Consider the following 16,757-nt stretch of genomic DNA (forward strand, 5'->3'; position numbering starts at 1 on the left):
ATGTTCGCCACCCTCTCCGCCCCTGTCCGGGCCACCAGCCTTTTGGTTCTTGTCGCGGGCTTCGCGTTTGCCGCCGGTCCGGCCGGCGCCCAGCAGAAGAGCCAGATGACGGGCATGCAGCTCTCCAACGACCAGCCCATCCAGATCCAGAGCGACAAGCTCGAGATCCGCGACCAGGAGCGCAAGGCCGAGTTTACCGGCAATGTGAAGGTCGTGCAGGGCACCACGACGATGCAGGCCGGCCGGATGGTGGTCTATTACAAATCGGGCGAAGGCTCGGTGGCCAGCGGCAATGCCGACATCGAGAAGATCGACGTCTTCGACAAGGTCTATCTCAAGTCTGACAAGCAGGAGGCGACCGGCGACACCGGCACCTTCAACATGGTCAACGAGACCATGCAGCTGAAGGGCAAGAAGGTCGTGCTCTCGGAAGGCGAAAACGTCTTCGTCGGCTGCCAGCTCAACGTGGCCATGCGCACCGGCGAGGCCACGCTCGATGCCTGCGGCGGCCGCGTGATGATCCAGCTGGATCCCAAGTCCCGCAAGCAAACGAACTGATATAGCGTTTTACCCAGTGGCTCCTTCCCTGCTCTCCCGTCTGACGCGCGCTCCGAAGAATGCTGCGCAGCATCATGCTCCGCACGCAGCGGATCTGGCACGCTATGAGGGCACCCTCATCGCCCGCGGGCTGACCAAGACCTATCGCGACAGGCGCGTCGTCAATGGCGTGTCGCTCGTGGTGCGCCGGGGCGAGGCGGTCGGGCTGCTGGGGCCGAACGGCGCGGGCAAGACCACCTGTTTCTACATGATCACCGGGCTTGTGCCTGTCGACGAAGGGTCGATCGAGATCAACGGCCACGAGGTGACCACCATGCCGATGTACCGCCGCGCGCGGCTCGGCGTCGGCTACCTGCCGCAGGAAGCCTCGATCTTTCGCGGCCTGACGGTCGAGGAAAACATCCGCGCCGTGCTGGAAGTTCACGACAAGGACAAGGCGCGGCGCGAAGCCAAGCTCGACAGCCTGCTCGCCGAGTTCTCGATTTCCCATCTGCGCAAGTCGCCGGCCGTGGCCCTTTCGGGCGGCGAGCGCCGTCGTCTGGAAATCGCCCGCGCGCTGGCCACCGACCCGACCTTCATGCTGCTCGACGAACCCTTTGCCGGCGTCGACCCCATTTCGGTCTCCGATATCCAGGCGCTGGTGCGCCACCTCACGTCCCGCGGCATCGGCGTTCTCATCACCGACCACAATGTGCGCGAGACGCTCGGCCTGATCGACCGGGCCTATATCATCCATGCCGGCGAAGTGCTGACCCACGGCCGGGCGAACGACATCGTCAACAATCCCGATGTCCGCCGCCTTTATCTCGGCGATAACTTCAGTCTTTGAGACGACAGCGGCGATCTTCACCAAGTTCGTCGCTGTGACTTGACCAAACCCCCTAAAAAAGCAATTTTTGGGCCAGTTGGATTTTGCCACGTCCGCCGTGGCGGACGGAAACTGTTTTTTCCGGGGAGTAACGCGTCCGAATGGCACTCGCAGCCAGCCTTTTTCTGCGCCAAAGCCAGTCGCTGGTCATGACACCGCAGCTGATGCAGTCGATTCAGCTGCTGCAGATGACGCATTTCGAGCTCAACCAGTTCATCGAGCAGGAAGTCGAGAAGAATCCGCTGCTCGAAATCGCACCGGCCGACGATGGCGGCGGTGGCGGGCCAAGTGACCATATTCTCGTCAATGACGACCGCGGCCCTGCCGAAAGCATGGGCAATGAGGACGCCGGCCAGCCGGATCTCTACGACAATGCCACGATGGGCAGCGCGGGCGACGCCTCCGAAACCTTCGACGGCGGCCTCGACAACGTGTTTCCGGATGATGCCGGGCCGCGGGCCGCGGATGCCCCGGAACTGATCGGCCAATGGAAGTCGATGCCTGGCAGCGAGGCAGGCGAAGGCTATGACCTCGACGACTTCGTGGCCGCACGCAAGACGCTGCGCGATATCCTGAACGAGCAGATCCCCTTCGCACTCGCAAGTCCCGTCGACCGGCTGATTGCCCAGCATCTGGTCGACCAGTTGGACGATGCCGGCTATCTGCAGGGCAATATCGCCGAGACGGCGCTGAAGCTCGCCAGGCCGGTGGCCGAGGTGGAGCGCGTTCTCGCAAGCCTGCAGCAGCTGGAGCCGCACGGCGTGTTTGCCCGCTCGCTCAGCGAATGCCTCGCCCTCCAGCTGAAGGCGCTCGACCGGTTCGATCCGGCCATGGCCGCGCTCGTGGGCAATCTCGAGCTGCTCGCCCGGCGCGATTTCGCCACGCTCAAGAAGCTGTGCGGCGTGGGCGAGGAGGACCTTCTGGACATGCTGACGGAAATCCGCAAGCTCGATCCCAAGCCGGGTACGCGCTACGAGACGGGCGCATCGGAAGCCGTGGTGCCCGATATCATCGTGCGCGCTGCCCCTGACGGCTCCTGGCACATCGAGCTCAACGCCGACACGCTGCCGCGCGTGCTCGTGAACCGCGATTACTACGCCAACGTCTCCAGCCGCACGCGCCGCGACAGCGAAGACCACGGCTTCCTCAATGAATGCCTCCAGACGGCCAACTGGCTGACCCGCAGCCTCGACCAGCGCGCCCGCACCATCATGAAGGTGGCCACCGAGATCGTGCGCCAGCAGGATGCCTTCCTCATGCACGGCGTCGATCATCTGCGCCCGCTGAACCTCAAGACGGTCGCCGACGCGATCAAGATGCACGAATCGACGGTGAGCCGCGTCACGTCCAACAAATACATGCTGACGCCGCGCGGCCTTTTCGAGCTGAAATATTTCTTCACCGTCTCGATCGGCTCGGCCGAAGGCGGCGATTCCCATTCCGCCGAGAGCGTACGCCACCGCATTCGCACCATGATCACGCAGGAGGACCCTGCCGCGGTACTGTCCGACGACGACATCGTCGATGCCCTGCGCAAGGGGGGGGTGGATCTCGCACGCCGCACGGTCGCCAAGTACCGCGAGGCGATGAACATCCCGTCGTCCGTGCAGCGGCGCCGGGAAAAGCGGGCGCTTGCCAGGGCCACGGCCTCGTAAAACGGGCCTGCGAAAACAACCCTCCGGCGGCCGGAAGTTAACGATCGCTGAATCCGCCGATTGACTTCACCGGCCAGACGGGCTAATGCGCGCCCCAATTCCAATGGGAAGACAGGCCGGAATTCCAGACATATCCCCGTTTTTCTTTATCAGGCGATACCCGCGACATCACATGCGTGAAAAGCTTGGAACGTGGATGAGGTTGGAATAGACTGTTGCACGCAAATCACGAAAGAGAGGAAACCTCCATGAGTGTGCGTGTATCCGGTAAACATATGGAAATCGGTGAAACTTTCCGTCAGCGCATTGAAGAGCAGATGGGAGATGCCGTAACCAAATATTTCGACGGAGGATATTCGAGCCAGGTCACCGTAGAAAAAGCGGGATCGCGGTACAGCGCGGACTGCAAGATCCACCTCGATACGGGGATGGCCTTGCAGGCAAATGGCGAAGCAAACGATCCTCTGGCCGCTTTCCAGTCGGCCTCGGAACGGATCGAGAAGCGCCTGCGCAGGTACAAGCGCAAGCTCAAGGCACACCATAACGGCAACGGTCACGATGCCTTTGCAGAAGTAGCCTACACGGTGATGGATTCGGTCCCCGACGAAGACGACGAGCTTCCCGAGGACTACGCACCGACCATCGTTGCGGAAAGCACGAAGAAACTGAGGACGATGTCTGTCGCAAGTGCCGTCATGGCGCTCGACATGACGGACGATCCGGTTCTTCTCTTCCGCAGCGCCGGCTCGGAGCAGCTCAATATCGTCTACCGACGCAACGACGGAAATATTGGCTGGATCGACGCAGCCAATATCAAAGGCTGAGTGGGGGAACGTGGTGCCGCTGACCGGCACCACGTCTCTTCAACCCCTTCACGCAGCGCACGAGGACAAAAGCATGGCATTGGCAGGTCTACTGCAGCAGAGTGCGATTATTCCGGCGATGAAGGCCAATTCCAAGAAGCAGCTGCTTCAGGAACTGGCGACAAAAGCGGCCAAGATCACCGGGATTCCGGAACGTGAGATCTTCGACGTCATCCTTCAGCGTGAACGGCTCGGTTCGACCGGCGTGGGCAATGGCATCGCCATCCCGCACGGCAAGCTGAGGGCGCTTACCCAGATCGTCGGCCTTTTCGCGAGGCTCGAAACCCCCGTGGACTTCGAAGCGCTCGACGATCAGCCGGTCGATCTCGTCTTCCTGCTCCTGGCGCCGGAAGGCGCAGGGGCAGATCACCTCAAGGCCCTGTCGCGCATTGCGCGCGTGCTGCGCGATCCCGCGATGGTCGCCAAGCTGCGCGCCTCCGACAGCGAGAGCGCGATCTATGCCTGCCTCAGCGAGGAACAGGCGTCCGCGGCCTGAGGCCGACCATCTCTGCATGAAAAAAACCGGCGGCCTTTCGGCCGCCGGTTTTTGTTTGTGTCGTTGAGCCTGTCGCGCGATCAGGCGTCCGCGGCATTCGCCTCGCCGGAGGGCGCCTTGGGGCCGCCCTTGGCCACACCGACCATGGCCGGGCGCAGCACGCGCTCGCCGATCGTGAAGCCGGCCTGCACGACCTGAACGACCGTGTTGTTGGCGACATCGGGATTGGGCACTTCGAACATCGCCTGGTGGAAGTTCGGGTCGAACTTCTCGCCCATCGGGTCGAGCTTGCGCACGCCGTGGCGCTCGAGGGCGCCCAGCATGGACCGTTCGGTCATCTCCACGCCCTCGGCCAGTGCCTTCAGGCTCGCGTCGTTTTCCAGCGCATCGGCCGGGATGGCGTCGAGCGCGCGGCGCAGGTTGTCGGAGACCGCCAGCATGTCGCGGGCGAAACCGGCGACGGAATAGGACTTGGCATCCTTCACATCGCGCTCGGTGCGGCGGCGCAGATTGTCCATCTCGGCGGCGAGCCGCAGGTACTTGTCACGGAGATCGGCGTTTTCGGCGCGCAGAACGTCCAGCGGATCGGGCGTGGCGACGGCCTCCTCCTCGATGATCGCGTCTTCCGCGGCTGCATCCGCGGCGAGATTGCTGTCCACCGCTTCGTCAGGTCCGTGTTTCTTGGTCTCGTCGGTCATGACGTACTCCGAATTGCAACTGTTGGGGTTTGGGCCCGATATCGAGGTTTAGACCCGAAAAATCAAGGGCTGAAGGGTGAATAGCGGCTCTCAGCGCGAAAGCCGCGACATGAGCTGCGCCGTATAGTCCACCATCGGCACGATACGGGAGTAATTCAGCCGTGTCGGGCCGATGACGCCCACCGCACCGACGATCTTGTCGTCGCCATCGCGGTAGGGCGCAACGATCAGCGAGGAGCCGGACAGCGAGAACAGCTTGTTCTCCGAGCCGATGAAGATGCGGACCCCCGGGCCGGTCTCGGCGAGGTTCAGCAACTCGATCAGGCTCTCCTTGCGCTCGAGATCGTCGAAGAGCAGGCGCAGGCGATCGATATCGTCGGCGCCGGCCAGCCCTTCCAGCAGATTGGCCCGGCCGCGCACGATGAGCCTTGTGGCCTTGTTTTCCTCGAAATCGCCCGACCAGACGGCAAGGCCGCGCTCGACGAGATCCTGCGACAGCCGGTCGAGCTCGCGGCTGATCTCGCCGCGCAGCCGCTCGAGCTGCGAGCGCGCCTCCAGCAGCGTGTTGCCGGCCAGATGCGCGTTGAGGAAATTGGCAGCCTCGGTGAGCTGCGAGCTGGTGACGCCGGCCGGCAACTCGATGATGCGGTTTTCCACCTGGTCGTGATCGCCCACGAGCACGACCAGCGCCTTGGTCGGCTCCAGGCGGATGAACTCGACATGTTTTAGAACGGCATCGTTCTTGGTGGTGATGACGAGGCCTGCGCCGCGCGACATGCCCGACAGCGCCTGGCTCGCCTCGCTCATCATGGTCTCGACCGCGCCGTGCTTCTGGCCATGCGGGCGCACATGCCGCTCGATGGAGGCGCGATCCTCCGCCGAGATATTGCCGACCTGCATGAAGGCATCGACGAAAAAGCGCAGGCCGAGCTGCGTGGGGAGTCGTCCGGCGCTGACATGGGGGGAGTAGATGAGCCCAAGCTCTTCCAGATCGCTCATCACATTGCGCACGGAGGCCGGCGAGAGCGACATGGGCAGGATACGGGAAAGGTTTCGCGAACCCAGCGGCTCGCCGCTTTCCAGATAGCTTTCCACGATGCGGCGGAAGACTTCCCCTGAACGTTCGTCCAGTGCCGCCTGAATGTCAGGACCCGGAGATCTCAAAACCATCGTCTGTCTGCAACCCTGTTACTCCCCTGGAATATAGTGATTTCTAAGGGCAGCGCAAAACGGATTTTCCAACCAGTTGCCGCACCGGCATTCCCTCGCCCGGCGAAACGGTCTAAAGCACTCCCACCATACCAATGAGGAGTTCGCAATGCGGCCGTCCGGCAGAAAAACCGATCAGATGCGCAAGGTTTCTTTCGAGCGCAACGTTTCCAAGCATGCCGAGGGATCCTGTCTCGTCAAGTTCGGTGACACGCATGTTCTGGTCACCGCAAGCCTCGAGGACAAGACGCCGCCGTGGCTGCGCAACAGCGGCAAGGGCTGGGTGACCGCCGAATACGGCATGCTGCCGCGCGCCACCGGCGACCGCATGAAGCGCGAGGCCGCAGCCGGCAAGCAGGGCGGCCGCACGCAGGAGATCCAGCGCCTCATCGGCCGGTCGCTGCGCGCCATCGTCGATCTCGAAGCGCTCGGCGAACGCCAGATCACCATCGACTGCGACGTCATCCAGGCCGATGGCGGCACCCGCACCGCCTCCATCACCGGCGCCTGGGTAGCCCTGCACGACTGCCTGAAGTGGATGGAAGCCCGCAGCATGATCAAGACCGAAAAGGTCCTGAAGGATCATGTCGCGGCCATCTCCTGCGGCATCTTCGCCGCCCAGTCGGTGATCGACCTCGATTATCTGGAAGACTCCGCCGCGGAAACCGACGCGAACTTCGTCATGACGGGCTCGGGCGGCATCGTCGAGATCCAGGGCACCGCCGAAGGCAAGCCGTTCACCGAGGAGGAATTCGCCTCGCTGATGCTGCTCGCCCGCAACGGCATTGCCGAACTCGTCGAGATGCAGAAGCAGGCCATCGCCTGAGAGGGATTTGCCCATGGCCGCCGCGCTCGAAGGTATTCTCGAAACCGCGCTCTACGTGGACGACCTCGACGCGGCGGAAGCCTTCTATGGCGGTATCCTGGGGCTGGAGAAGATCGCGCGCCAGGCAAACCGCGACGTTTTCTTCCGCTGCGGTCCCGGCGTTCTGCTGATCTTCAATCCGGCAGAGACCATCCACGCCTCGCCGGGGAGCGCCGTGCCCGCGCACGGGGCGCGCGGTCCGGGCCATGCCTGTTTCCGCGTGCCGGGGCCGGAGCTTGATTTCTGGGTCGAAAAGCTCGTAGAAGCCGGCATCGCCATCGAAGCGGATTTTCACTGGCCGAACGGCGCCCGCTCCATCTATTTCCGCGACCCCGCCGGCAACAGCCTCGAATGTGCCGAGCCCGGCCTGTGGAACATCGCCTAGGGAAACCTCATGCGCAAGCTCGATACCAAGACGATCGTCGTCGCCAGCCACAATGCCGGAAAGATCCGCGAGATCGAGGACCTGATCGGCCCCTTCGGCTTTTCGGCGAAATCCGCCGCCGAACTGAACTTCGAAGAGCCCGACGAAACCGGCACGACCTTCGAGGAGAATGCCGCCATCAAGGCGCTCGCCTCGGCCAGGGCCTCCGGCCTGCCCGCGCTTTCGGACGATTCCGGCATCGTCATCGATGCCCTTGATGGCGCCCCCGGCGTCTATACCGCAAATTGGGCGGAAACGGCGACCGGCACGCGCGACTTCGCCATGGCCATGGAGAAGGTCGAGAAGGCGCTTGCCGAGAAAGGCGCGACAGAGGCGAAGGACCGCACCGCGCGCTTCGTCTCCGTGCTTTGCCTTGCCTGGCCGGACGGTCATACCGAACTCTTCCGCGGCGAAGTCGAGGGCCATGTCGTGTGGCCGCCGCGCGGCACCAGCGGCTTCGGCTACGATCCCATATTCCAGCCGCAAGGCTACGAGACGACGTTCGGCGAGATGAGTGCGGAGGAAAAGCACGGCTGGAAGCCCGGCGACGCGGCCGCGCTGTCGCACCGCGCCCGCGCCTTCAAGATCTTCGTCGAAACCTGCCTGAAGGCGTAAACGACCCATGACGGCAGTGCCCTTCGACATGCGGCCGAGCATCCTGACGGATCTCTCCGATCCCGGCTTCGGCGTGTATGTGCACTGGCCGTTCTGTGCCGCCAAATGCCCCTATTGCGACTTCAACAGCCATGTCCGCCACCAGCCGGTGGACCAGCCGCGCTTCGTGCAGGCCTTCCTGAAGGAAATGGCGACGATGCGCCGCATGACGGGCTCGCGCACCGTGACCAGCATCTTCATGGGCGGCGGCACGCCATCGCTGATGGCGCCGGAAACGGTGGACGCCATTCTCAACGGCATCGCGCGGCACTGGCATGTGCCTGACGGTATCGAGATCACCCTGGAGGCCAACCCGTCCAGCGTGGAGGCGGAGCGTTTCCGCGGCTATCGCGCCGCCGGCGTCAACCGCGTCTCGCTCGGCGTGCAGGCGCTGAACGACCGCGATCTTAAATTCCTGGGACGGCTGCATGACGTCGCCGATGCGCTGAAGGCGATCAGGCTGGCGCGCGACATCTTTCCGCGCATGTCCTTCGACCTGATCTATGCCCGCCCGAACCAGACGGTCGCGGAGTGGGACCTGGAGCTCAAGGAGGCGGTGTCCTACGCGGTCGACCACCTTTCGCTCTACCAGCTCACCATCGAGGAAGGCACGCCCTTCTACGGCCTGCACAAGGCCGGAAAGCTGATCGTGCCCGACGGTGAGCAGTCGGCGGTGCTCTACGAGGCGACGCAGGAGATCACCGAGCGTGAGGGCATGCCGGCTTATGAAGTCTCCAACCACGCCCGCCCCGGCTGCGAGAGCCGCCATAACCTGACCTACTGGCGCTACGGCGATTATGTCGGCATCGGCCCCGGCGCGCATGGACGCCTGACGACCGGCGGCGCGAAGATCGCGACGGCGACCGAGCGCAAGCCGGAAGCCTGGCTCGGCCTCGTGGAGGCCGAAGGGCACGGCATGATCGAGCAGGAGCTTCTGGAGCGCGAGGCGCAGGCCGATGAACTGCTCCTGATGGGCCTTCGCCTCAAGGAAGGCGTCGACCTTGCCCGCTGGCAGAGCCTGTCGGGCCGCGACCCGGACCCGGACCGCGAACAGTTCCTCATCGAACACGGCTTCATCGAGCGCCTCGGCAATTCCCGCCTGCGCTGCACGCCGGCAGGGATGCTGATCCTGGATGCGGTGGTGGCGGATTTGGCTTGCTGAATAGCGAATAGCGAATAGCGAATAGCGAATAGCGAATAGCGGGATACCCGTAACGCGACGGGTGTCCATACTCTATTCGCTATTCGCCATCATCCCTATTCGTTGATCAGACGCTTCAACAGCTCGATCTCGTGGCTGAGCTTGGTGTCGCCCGAGATCAGTTCCTCGATCTTGCGCACGGCATGCAGAACCGTGGTGTGATCGCGTCCGCCGAAGCGGCGGCCGATTTCCGGGAAGGACCGCGGCGTCAGCGTCTTCGAGAGATACATGGCGATCTGGCGCGGCTTGACGATGACGCGGGTGCGGCGGTTCGAGACGAGTTCCTGGCGCGACACATTGTAGTGCTTGGCCACGACGCGCTGGATATCCTCGATGCGCACGCGGCGCGGCTCGCCGGCGGCAACGAGATGGCCGAGCAGTTCGTCGACGCGCTCGATCGTCAGGTTCGGCTCGAAGGAACGCCGGAAGAGCAGCTGGTTGAAGGCGCCTTCCAGCTCGCGGCCGCTCGCCGTGATGTTGCGGGCGACATGGCTCAGGATTTCAGGCGAGATATCGAGCGAATGGTCTTCCTGCTGGGCGGCCGCAAGGCGGCGCTTGAGGATTTCCAGGCGCATCTCGTAGTCAGGCGCTTCCATCTCGATGGCAACGCCGCCCTGGAGGCGCGAGCGCACCCGCGGATCGAGCGATTCCAGTTCCCACGGCGCACGGTCGGCGGCGACGACGACCTGCTTGGCGGAATCGAGCAGCATGTTCAGGAGATGGCAGAATTCGTTCTGGATCGAGTTGCCCTGCAGGAACTGCATGTCGTCGATGATGAGCAGATCGATGTTGCGCAGCGTTTCCTTCAGCGACAGCGCATCGTTGTCGCGGATGGCGGTTGCGAAGCGCCACATAAAATATTCGGCGGTCAGGTAGACGACGCGCGGATTGCGGGCGCTGGAGAGCGCACCGAGCGCGATGGCCTGCAGAAGATGCGTCTTGCCGAGGCCGACGCTGGAATGGACGAAGAGCGGGTTGAAGCGCACGGCGCCGGCGCCGGCTTCCGCGATGGTGCGGGCAGCGGCAAGGGCGACGCGGTTCGACGTGCCTTCCACGAAGGCATCGAACGTGTAGCGCGGATCGAGCGGCGAGCCGAACAGCGGGCTCGTGTTCTGCGTGGCGCGCGGCTGGGCAGCGGCGGCGACCGATGCAACGGCACTGGCGACCGCCTGCGGGCCGGAGACGGTGCGACGGGCCTGCGCCTGCGGTGCGGGCTGCTCAACGACGGCATCCTCCACGGCGCCGGCACGGGCACCGCGGGTGGCGGTGCGCACCAGGATCTCCACCTTCAGGATCTCGGCGTCTTCCTGCTGGAAGAGCGAGGTGATGAGATCGAGATACCGGTTGTTGATCCACGACTTCAGGAATGTCGTGGGAACGGAAAGACGCACAAGGCTCTTGGAAACGGAGTGAATCTTCAGGCGTCCGAACCAGCTCGCATAGACGTCGGGACCGACCTGCGCCTTCAGGCGCGCGCTGACTCGGTCGAAAAGCGCGTCTTGCTTCATGTCGGATGGAACCCCCGCGTCCGTTGTTTGCGCTCCTGCTTGCGGGAGCGCTTGTCTTGCATTTTCCCCGTTTGCCAATGCACCAGCCGTCCTGGCCGAATTCATCTGCATCTTGCCGCCTTTCATGCTCTATTCGCCACGCCGGCAGCATTGCCGGCGCCTTTCATGTTTGCCATGTCCAAAACCGGGTGAGCCAATCGCCCCGTTCTGGATATGGGTGCCCCGAACCATGCCGGTCCCCAAACTCCGGCACAGTCCCTTCTCCCAAACACAAGTCGCTTCGGACCGACCGGACATCCATGTCTGAGCCGACCGTCCCGATTGGTGCCTCGCCGCCGTTCCCTCGTAGAACCGCAGCAGACACCATACCACCATCGGCGCGCTTTCGCGCGCCGACAACCGGCACAACCTGAGGTCACAAAAGCCTTTGCCAGCGTGCCGATGGCACCTGGGGCAAGCTTTGCCGGTTGGGTGATTTTACGAAGCGTAGACCGCTCCGTCACAGAGGACAAAAACAACCATGGCCACCGTTAAAGACGGCCTTGCCGATGCTTGTTTTCAGGCTTGTCCCGCGCCCCCTGTGGAAAGCATTTAGGCAGGATCAGGGGGCAAGATCAATGGCGAATTTTACGCAAAATTAAGGGCCGGCCGTTGACTCGGATGGGGGTTTTTGACTCGGAATCGGGGCCTCTCAAGAGAATCCGTTAGGAATCAATGGCTTTGTTTTCGCCTGGCTTTCGCAGGGCTCGAAAAACGAAAAAAATAAAAATTCGCTTGACTCAAATTGCTGTCAAACTTCCGCTACGAAAGGCCGGCCCGAGCGGGACAACCTCCCACAAGTAATTGAATTTAAACAATTTTCGTCGTCACTCTTTTGACACGATCGAGCCTTGCGCATTAACCATAGCGGCGCCGAAAAAGCAAAGAAAAAGCCCGGCCGATGGCCGGGCTTTGACTAAAAATGCATAGCTCTTCGGGCTGAGCGATCAGGCCGACATCGTCTTCACGCGGTTTGCGAGGCGCGAGACCTTGCGCGAAGCCGTGTTGGCGTGCAGCACGCCCTTGGTGGCGGCGCGCATCAGTTCCGGCTGGGCTGCCTTGAGGGCAGCAGCGGCAACCGTCTGGTCGCCGGAAGCGATGGCTTCCTCGACCTTGCGGATGAAGTTACGGACGCGCGAGCGGCGCGACTTGTTGACTGCGGTGCGCGCGGCGATCTTGCGGGTCGCCTTCTTAGCCGAGGTTGTATTGGCCATGTATGCCTCTCTTCAGAAATCTGACACAAACTCCACCCTCGCTGTGCCGGGTCACTGCGACCTGTCATCCAAGCAATTCGGGAGCAATATCGGAAAACCTCAGAATTCGGCTTTCCAAACTGTGGGCGGCGTATAGCTGGAAACCGCGGTGCCGTCAACGCGGATTCTGCAAGAAAGGCCGCACGGATGCTCAGCGGTTCGCGAAGGTCGGCTTGCGCTTCTCGATGAAGGCCGCCATGCCCTCCTTCTGGTCCTCGGTGGCAAACAGCGCATGGAACAGCCGCCGCTCGGCGCGCATGCCCTCCGACAGCACCGTTTCCTGCGCGCGGCCGACCGCCTCCTTTGCCATCATGACCGCCGGCAGCGAGAAGCCGGCGATCTTCTCGGCTGCCGCCAGCGCCTCGTCCAGAAGCCTTTCCGGGGCGACCACGCGGGCGACGAGACCGCACCGCTCGGCCTCCGCCGCATCCATCATGCGGCCCGTGAGAACGAGGTCCATGGCCTTTGCCTTGCCGACGGCGCGCGTCAGCCTCTGCGTGCCGCCCATGCCGGGAATGATGCCGAGGGTGATTTCCGGCTGGCCGAATTTCGCGGTTTCCGAGGCGATGATGAAATCGCACATCATGGCGAGCTCGCAGCCGCCGCCGAGCGCAAAGCCGCTGACGGCCGCGATCATCGGCTTGCGGCAGGCAGCCACCGCGTCCCAGCCGGCGGCGAGGTCTTCCGTCACGGCCTCGGCAAAGCCGTAGGGCTGCATCTCCTTGATGTCGGCGCCGGCCGCGAAGGCTTTTTCCGAGCCGGTGATGACGATGGCGCCGATACCGGCATCCGCCTCGAACCCGGCAAGCACGCCCTGCAGCTCCTCCAGCAGTTGGCGGTTCAGCGCGTTCAGCGCCTGCGGCCGGTTGAGCGTGACGAGACCGACGCGTCCGCGCGTCTCGACCAGCAGGGTTTCATAGGCCATGTCCTGTCTCCTCGTTTGCGGCGCGCGACACCCGTCCCGGCATCGGCTTTATTTCTGGCAGACCGCGCAATGGAAGGTCGAGCGGCCGCTCTGGACGATTCGCCCGATAGTGCCCGTGCAACCCGGTGTCCGGCAAGGCTCGCCCTCGCGATCATAGGCGGAGAAGGTGTGCTGGAAATAGCCGAGCGAGCCGTCGGTGCGGATGTGATCGCGCAGGGTGGAGCCACCGGCCTCGATGGCATCGGCGATGACCTGGCGGATCGCCTCGGTCAGCGCGACCAGTTCCTTCTTCGGCTTGCCCGCCGCCGTCACCAGCGTCCCCACCAGCCGTTCGGGCGAAAGATGCGCGCGCCAGAGCGCCTCGCACACATAGATATTGCCGAGGCCGGCAATGTTCTTCTGGTCGAGCAGCGCCGCCTTCAGCGGCGTCTGCCGGCCGCGGAACTTCGCCGCGACATAATCGGCGTCCAGGCTGTTGCCCGTCGGCTCGGCACCGAGATCGCGGAAGAAGGCGTGGGCGGCGATATCCTCGCGCCGTGCAAGATCCATGAAGCCGAAGCGGCGGGGATCGTTGTAGATGACCCGGCGCTCGCCTTCCCCCGTCTCCAGGTGAAGCACGACATGGTCGTGACGCGGGTCCTTGCTGCGCGGCATGTGAAAATCGCCGGGCGTCTCTTCCAATGCGGGGCCTTCCACGCGAAACGAGCCGGACATGCCCAGATGCGAGATCACCACGTCGCTGCTTCCAAGATCAATCAGCAGGTATTTCGCACGCCGGCCGAGCGACAGGATCTTTTGGCCTTCGAGCGCCTCGGAGAAGGCGGGTGGAAAGGGAAAGCGCAAATCCGGACGGCGCAGTTCGGCTCTTTTTATCCGCGCACCTTCCATGACGGGCGCGAGGCCGCGCTTGACGGTTTCCACTTCCGGCAGTTCCGGCATGTCCATCTCCTTGAACGGGATTTAACCTTGGGCGCATTTGCCGCGCTCCGGCATTTCCCTCTCGGCAATCTATGTCCTATATACCCCGCGAAGCGTTCAGATAGCGCGGCAACAGCCAATTCGCTATGGTCCTTGCGGCAATTCGGCTGCGACAGACCGGCCCATGGAGACGACGATGACGGAACAGCGCACATCCGCAGACGGCGGCATGGAAACCTCCTACGGCTTTCGCGAGGTTCGCGAGGGCGAGAAGCAGGCGCTCGTCAACGACGTGTTCCACAAGGTCGCCAAGCGCTACGACATCATGAACGACGTCATGTCCGCGGGCCTCCACCGGGCGTGGAAGGATGCGATGATCGCAAGCCTCAACCCGCGCAAGGACCCGTCCTACAGAACGCTCGACGTGGCGGGCGGTACGGGCGACATCGCCTTCCGCATCATCGAGGCCTCCGACCGGCTGGCGCATTCCACCGTGCTCGACATCAACGGCTCGATGCTGTCCGTGGGCGCCGACCGGGCCGCGAAGAAAGGGCTTTCGGCAAATCTCGATTTCGTCGAGGCCAATGCCGAGGAACTGCCGTTCGAAGCCGGCAGCTTCGATGCCTATACGATCGCCTTCGGCATCCGCAACGTGCCGCGCATCGACGTGGCGCTTTCGGAAGCCTACCGGGTGCTGAAGCGCGGCGGCCGCCTGCTGGTTCTGGAATTCTCCGAAGTGGAGATGCCGCTGCTCGACAGGTTCTACGATGCCTGGTCGTTCAATGCGATCCCGCAGTTCGGCAAGATGATCACCGGCGATGCGGAGCCTTACCAGTATCTCGTGGAATCCATCCGCAAGTTCCCCAACCAGGAAGACTTCGCCGCGATGATCCGCGCTGCCGGGTTCTCCCGCGTCACCTACACCAATTATACCGGCGGCATCGCCGCGCTGCATTCGGGCTGGAAGCTCTGATCATGATCCGTTTTTCGTCTTCAAGCAGCCTTGCCGCATGAGCGTCGTCGGTGCCTATCTTCGCCTCGCCCGCGTGGGCTGGGTTCTTGTGCGCGAGGGTGTCGTTTCCGCCCTGCCGACCGAGGGCATGCCGCCGCTGGCGCGCACCGCGCACGCCTTCGCCGGCCTTCTGGCGCGCCGCAGGGCCGCGCACGAAGACCGCGGCGACCGGCTGTCGCGGGCCATCGAGCGCCTGGGCCCGTCCTATGTGAAGATGGGCCAGTTTCTCGCGACGCGGCCCGATGTGGTCGGCGCCGAGATCGCCGTGGAGCTGTCCACCCTTCAGGACCGCATGGCGACGTTCCCGCGCGAGGCGGCGGTCACGACGGTGGAAGGTTCGCTCGGCCGACGGCTCGATGACCTCTATGTCACGTTCGGCGATCCCGTCGCCGCGGCTTCCATCGCGCAGGTCCATCCCGCGACGGTGCGCGACGCCAACGGCGAGCGCAAGGTCGCCGTGAAGGTCATCCGGCCCGGCGTGCGCCAGCGCTTCACCCACGATCTCGAAGCGATGTATGCCGCAGCGCGGCTGCAGGAAACGATCCTGCCCAACACGCGCCGCCTGAAACCCGTCGAGGTGACGCGAACGCTGGAACAGACGACGAAGGTCGAGATGGACCTTCGCCTCGAAGCCGCAGCCCTTTCCGAGCTCGGCGAGAACACCGCCCAAGATCCCGGCTTCCGCGTGCCCAAGGTCGACTGGGAGCGCACCGGACGCGACGTCGTCACCATGGAATGGATCGACGGCATCAAGATGTCGGATGTCGAGGGCCTGCGCGCCGCCGGCCACGATCTGGACCAGCTCGCGGACACGCTCATCCAGTCCTTCCTGCGCCACACGTTGCGCGACGGCTTCTTCCATGCCGACATGCACCAGGGCAACCTGTTCGTCGATCCGCAGGGCGTCATCGTCGCGGTCGACATGGGCATTGTCGGCCGGCTCGGCAAGAAGGAGCGCCGCTTCCTCGCGGAAATCCTCTACGGCTTCATCACGCGCGACTACCAGCGCGTCGCCGACGTCCATTTCGAAGCCGGCTACGTGCCGTCGCACCACGATACCGCGAGCTTCGCCCAGGCGATCCGCGCCATCGGCGAACCGATCCACGGCCAGCCGGCCGAGACCATCTCCATGGCCAAGCTGCTCACCCTGCTTTTCGAGGTCACCGAACTCTTCGACATGGAGACCCGGACCGAGCTCGTCATGCTGCAGAAGACGATGGTGGTGGTGGAGGGCGTATCGCGCACGCTGAACCCGCGCTTCAACATGTGGAAGGCCTCGGAAGGCGTCGTGGGCGACTGGATCCGCGACAATCTCGGCCCCAAGCGCCTCCTGGTCGACCTGCGCGACGGCGCGCACGCCGCCCTGCGGCTGGCGGAAGCCGCCCCGGAGATTGCCGCCAAGGCCGAGAAGTTCTCGCACGACCTGACGGTCATGGCAGAGCGCGGCCTGCGCTTCGACGCGGACACGGCGGAAGCCATCGGCCGCTCGGAAGCCCGCCACAGCCGTTCGGGCCGCGTCGCGCTCTGGCTGATCGCCGCGACGCTCGTCTACATCGCCTGGAAGCTCACCTGAGCCGCTTGACCGGCGCCGGCCCGGCGCTAGTCTCCCTG

General features: G+C 63.8%; 17 protein-coding genes. 11 read left to right on the plus strand and 6 right to left on the minus strand.

The window, feature by feature from the left end; genetic code table 11:
* The 5 genes from B5M41_RS14735 (at position 1) to ptsN (ending at position 4,440) form a co-directional block, all read left to right on the plus strand.
* Entirely contained in the window at positions 1-558 is a 558-nt protein-coding gene (locus B5M41_RS14735; RefSeq protein WP_230640096.1) for an LptA/OstA family protein, read from the plus strand.
* A 40-nt stretch (positions 559-598) separates the two neighbouring features.
* Positions 599-1,387 carry an LPS export ABC transporter ATP-binding protein gene (lptB, locus tag B5M41_RS14740; RefSeq protein WP_134648230.1) on the plus strand — a complete coding sequence of 263 codons (789 nt, stop codon included), beginning with the start codon at positions 599-601 and terminating at the stop codon, positions 1,385-1,387.
* 140 nt (positions 1,388-1,527) lie between these two features.
* A complete protein-coding gene (gene rpoN, locus B5M41_RS14745; protein WP_134648057.1) occupies positions 1,528-3,081 on the plus strand; it encodes an RNA polymerase factor sigma-54 in 1,554 nt (517 codons plus the stop codon).
* A 248-nt stretch (positions 3,082-3,329) separates the two neighbouring features.
* Entirely contained in the window at positions 3,330-3,905 is a 576-nt protein-coding gene (gene hpf / locus B5M41_RS14750; protein WP_134648059.1) for a ribosome hibernation-promoting factor, HPF/YfiA family, read from the plus strand.
* 73 nt (positions 3,906-3,978) lie between these two features.
* Entirely contained in the window at positions 3,979-4,440 is a 462-nt protein-coding gene (ptsN, locus tag B5M41_RS14755) for a PTS IIA-like nitrogen regulatory protein PtsN (protein ID WP_134648061.1), read from the plus strand.
* Between the two features lie 80 nt (positions 4,441-4,520).
* Here ptsN and grpE read toward each other — a convergent pair whose 3' ends face one another.
* Both grpE and hrcA read right to left on the minus strand, forming a co-directional pair.
* Positions 4,521-5,138 carry a nucleotide exchange factor GrpE gene (gene grpE, locus B5M41_RS14760; RefSeq protein ID WP_134648063.1) on the minus strand — a complete coding sequence of 206 codons (618 nt, stop codon included), beginning with the start codon at positions 5,136-5,138 and terminating at the stop codon, positions 4,521-4,523.
* Positions 5,139-5,228: 90 nt separating this feature from the next.
* Positions 5,229-6,308: a heat-inducible transcriptional repressor HrcA gene (gene hrcA / locus B5M41_RS14765; RefSeq protein WP_134648065.1), complete on the minus strand. Its 1,080-nt coding sequence runs from the start codon at positions 6,306-6,308 to the stop codon at positions 5,229-5,231.
* A gap of 148 nt (positions 6,309-6,456) precedes the next feature.
* Between hrcA and rph the strand changes: the two genes are divergently transcribed.
* Genes rph through hemW form a run of 4 tightly spaced genes read left to right on the plus strand, consistent with a single transcriptional unit; the run spans position 6,457 to position 9,452 of the window.
* On the plus strand, positions 6,457-7,173 hold the full coding sequence (gene rph, locus B5M41_RS14770) for a ribonuclease PH (RefSeq protein WP_134648067.1): 717 nt from the start codon (positions 6,457-6,459) through the stop codon (positions 7,171-7,173).
* A 13-nt stretch (positions 7,174-7,186) separates the two neighbouring features.
* Positions 7,187-7,597, plus strand: coding sequence for a VOC family protein (locus B5M41_RS14775; RefSeq protein WP_134648069.1), 411 nt, complete (start codon positions 7,187-7,189; stop codon positions 7,595-7,597).
* 9 nt (positions 7,598-7,606) lie between these two features.
* Positions 7,607-8,251 carry an RdgB/HAM1 family non-canonical purine NTP pyrophosphatase gene (rdgB, locus tag B5M41_RS14780; RefSeq protein ID WP_134648071.1) on the plus strand — a complete coding sequence of 215 codons (645 nt, stop codon included), beginning with the start codon at positions 7,607-7,609 and terminating at the stop codon, positions 8,249-8,251.
* A gap of 7 nt (positions 8,252-8,258) precedes the next feature.
* Positions 8,259-9,452: a radical SAM family heme chaperone HemW gene (gene hemW, locus B5M41_RS14785; protein WP_370340559.1), complete on the plus strand. Its 1,194-nt coding sequence runs from the start codon at positions 8,259-8,261 to the stop codon at positions 9,450-9,452.
* A gap of 95 nt (positions 9,453-9,547) precedes the next feature.
* Here hemW and dnaA read toward each other — a convergent pair whose 3' ends face one another.
* From dnaA to mutM, 4 genes are all read right to left on the minus strand, one after another.
* Positions 9,548-10,999, minus strand: coding sequence for a chromosomal replication initiator protein DnaA (dnaA, locus tag B5M41_RS14790; protein ID WP_134648073.1), 1,452 nt, complete (start codon positions 10,997-10,999; stop codon positions 9,548-9,550).
* 986 nt (positions 11,000-11,985) lie between these two features.
* The gene (gene rpsT, locus B5M41_RS14795; RefSeq protein ID WP_134648075.1) at positions 11,986-12,252 is read right to left on the minus strand and encodes a 30S ribosomal protein S20; all 267 of its coding nucleotides are present in this window, start codon (positions 12,250-12,252) and stop codon (positions 11,986-11,988) included.
* Between the two features lie 190 nt (positions 12,253-12,442).
* Positions 12,443-13,216 carry an enoyl-CoA hydratase gene (locus B5M41_RS14800; RefSeq protein WP_134648077.1) on the minus strand — a complete coding sequence of 258 codons (774 nt, stop codon included), beginning with the start codon at positions 13,214-13,216 and terminating at the stop codon, positions 12,443-12,445.
* Positions 13,217-13,264: 48 nt separating this feature from the next.
* Positions 13,265-14,155: a bifunctional DNA-formamidopyrimidine glycosylase/DNA-(apurinic or apyrimidinic site) lyase gene (gene mutM / locus B5M41_RS14805; protein ID WP_134648079.1), complete on the minus strand. Its 891-nt coding sequence runs from the start codon at positions 14,153-14,155 to the stop codon at positions 13,265-13,267.
* 175 nt (positions 14,156-14,330) lie between these two features.
* Here mutM and ubiE point away from each other — a divergent pair, with 175 nt between their 5' ends.
* Both ubiE and ubiB read left to right on the plus strand, forming a co-directional pair.
* The gene (gene ubiE, locus B5M41_RS14810; protein WP_134648081.1) at positions 14,331-15,107 is read left to right on the plus strand and encodes a bifunctional demethylmenaquinone methyltransferase/2-methoxy-6-polyprenyl-1,4-benzoquinol methylase UbiE; all 777 of its coding nucleotides are present in this window, start codon (positions 14,331-14,333) and stop codon (positions 15,105-15,107) included.
* A gap of 37 nt (positions 15,108-15,144) precedes the next feature.
* A complete protein-coding gene (gene ubiB, locus B5M41_RS14815) occupies positions 15,145-16,719 on the plus strand; it encodes a 2-polyprenylphenol 6-hydroxylase (RefSeq protein ID WP_134648083.1) in 1,575 nt (524 codons plus the stop codon).
* The last annotated feature ends 38 nt before the right edge of the window (positions 16,720-16,757 follow it).

The sequence above is a fragment of the Shinella sumterensis genome, assembly GCF_004514425.2.
Classification (GTDB): domain Bacteria; phylum Pseudomonadota; class Alphaproteobacteria; order Rhizobiales; family Rhizobiaceae; genus Shinella; species Shinella sumterensis.

Bases quoted from the DNA above. Each gene is read 5' to 3' on its own strand.
- B5M41_RS14735 (WP_230640096.1), top strand. From the start codon at position 1: ATGTTCGCCACCCTCTCCGCCCCTGTCCGGGCCACCAGCCTTTTGGTT.
- rpoN (WP_134648057.1), top strand. From the start codon at position 1,528: ATGGCACTCGCAGCCAGCCTTTTTCTGCGCCAAAGCCAGTCGCTGGTC.
- hpf (WP_134648059.1), top strand. From the start codon at position 3,330: ATGAGTGTGCGTGTATCCGGTAAACATATGGAAATCGGTGAAACTTTC.
- ptsN (WP_134648061.1), top strand. From the start codon at position 3,979: ATGGCATTGGCAGGTCTACTGCAGCAGAGTGCGATTATTCCGGCGATG.
- grpE (WP_134648063.1), bottom strand. From the start codon at position 5,138: ATGACCGACGAGACCAAGAAACACGGACCTGACGAAGCGGTGGACAGC.
- hrcA (WP_134648065.1), bottom strand. From the start codon at position 6,308: ATGGTTTTGAGATCTCCGGGTCCTGACATTCAGGCGGCACTGGACGAA.
- rph (WP_134648067.1), top strand. From the start codon at position 6,457: ATGCGGCCGTCCGGCAGAAAAACCGATCAGATGCGCAAGGTTTCTTTC.
- B5M41_RS14775 (WP_134648069.1), top strand. From the start codon at position 7,187: ATGGCCGCCGCGCTCGAAGGTATTCTCGAAACCGCGCTCTACGTGGAC.
- rdgB (WP_134648071.1), top strand. From the start codon at position 7,607: ATGCGCAAGCTCGATACCAAGACGATCGTCGTCGCCAGCCACAATGCC.
- hemW (WP_370340559.1), top strand. From the start codon at position 8,259: ATGACGGCAGTGCCCTTCGACATGCGGCCGAGCATCCTGACGGATCTC.
- dnaA (WP_134648073.1), bottom strand. From the start codon at position 10,999: ATGAAGCAAGACGCGCTTTTCGACCGAGTCAGCGCGCGCCTGAAGGCG.
- rpsT (WP_134648075.1), bottom strand. From the start codon at position 12,252: ATGGCCAATACAACCTCGGCTAAGAAGGCGACCCGCAAGATCGCCGCG.
- B5M41_RS14800 (WP_134648077.1), bottom strand. From the start codon at position 13,216: ATGGCCTATGAAACCCTGCTGGTCGAGACGCGCGGACGCGTCGGTCTC.
- mutM (WP_134648079.1), bottom strand. From the start codon at position 14,155: ATGCCGGAACTGCCGGAAGTGGAAACCGTCAAGCGCGGCCTCGCGCCC.
- ubiE (WP_134648081.1), top strand. From the start codon at position 14,331: ATGACGGAACAGCGCACATCCGCAGACGGCGGCATGGAAACCTCCTAC.
- ubiB (WP_134648083.1), top strand. From the start codon at position 15,145: ATGAGCGTCGTCGGTGCCTATCTTCGCCTCGCCCGCGTGGGCTGGGTT.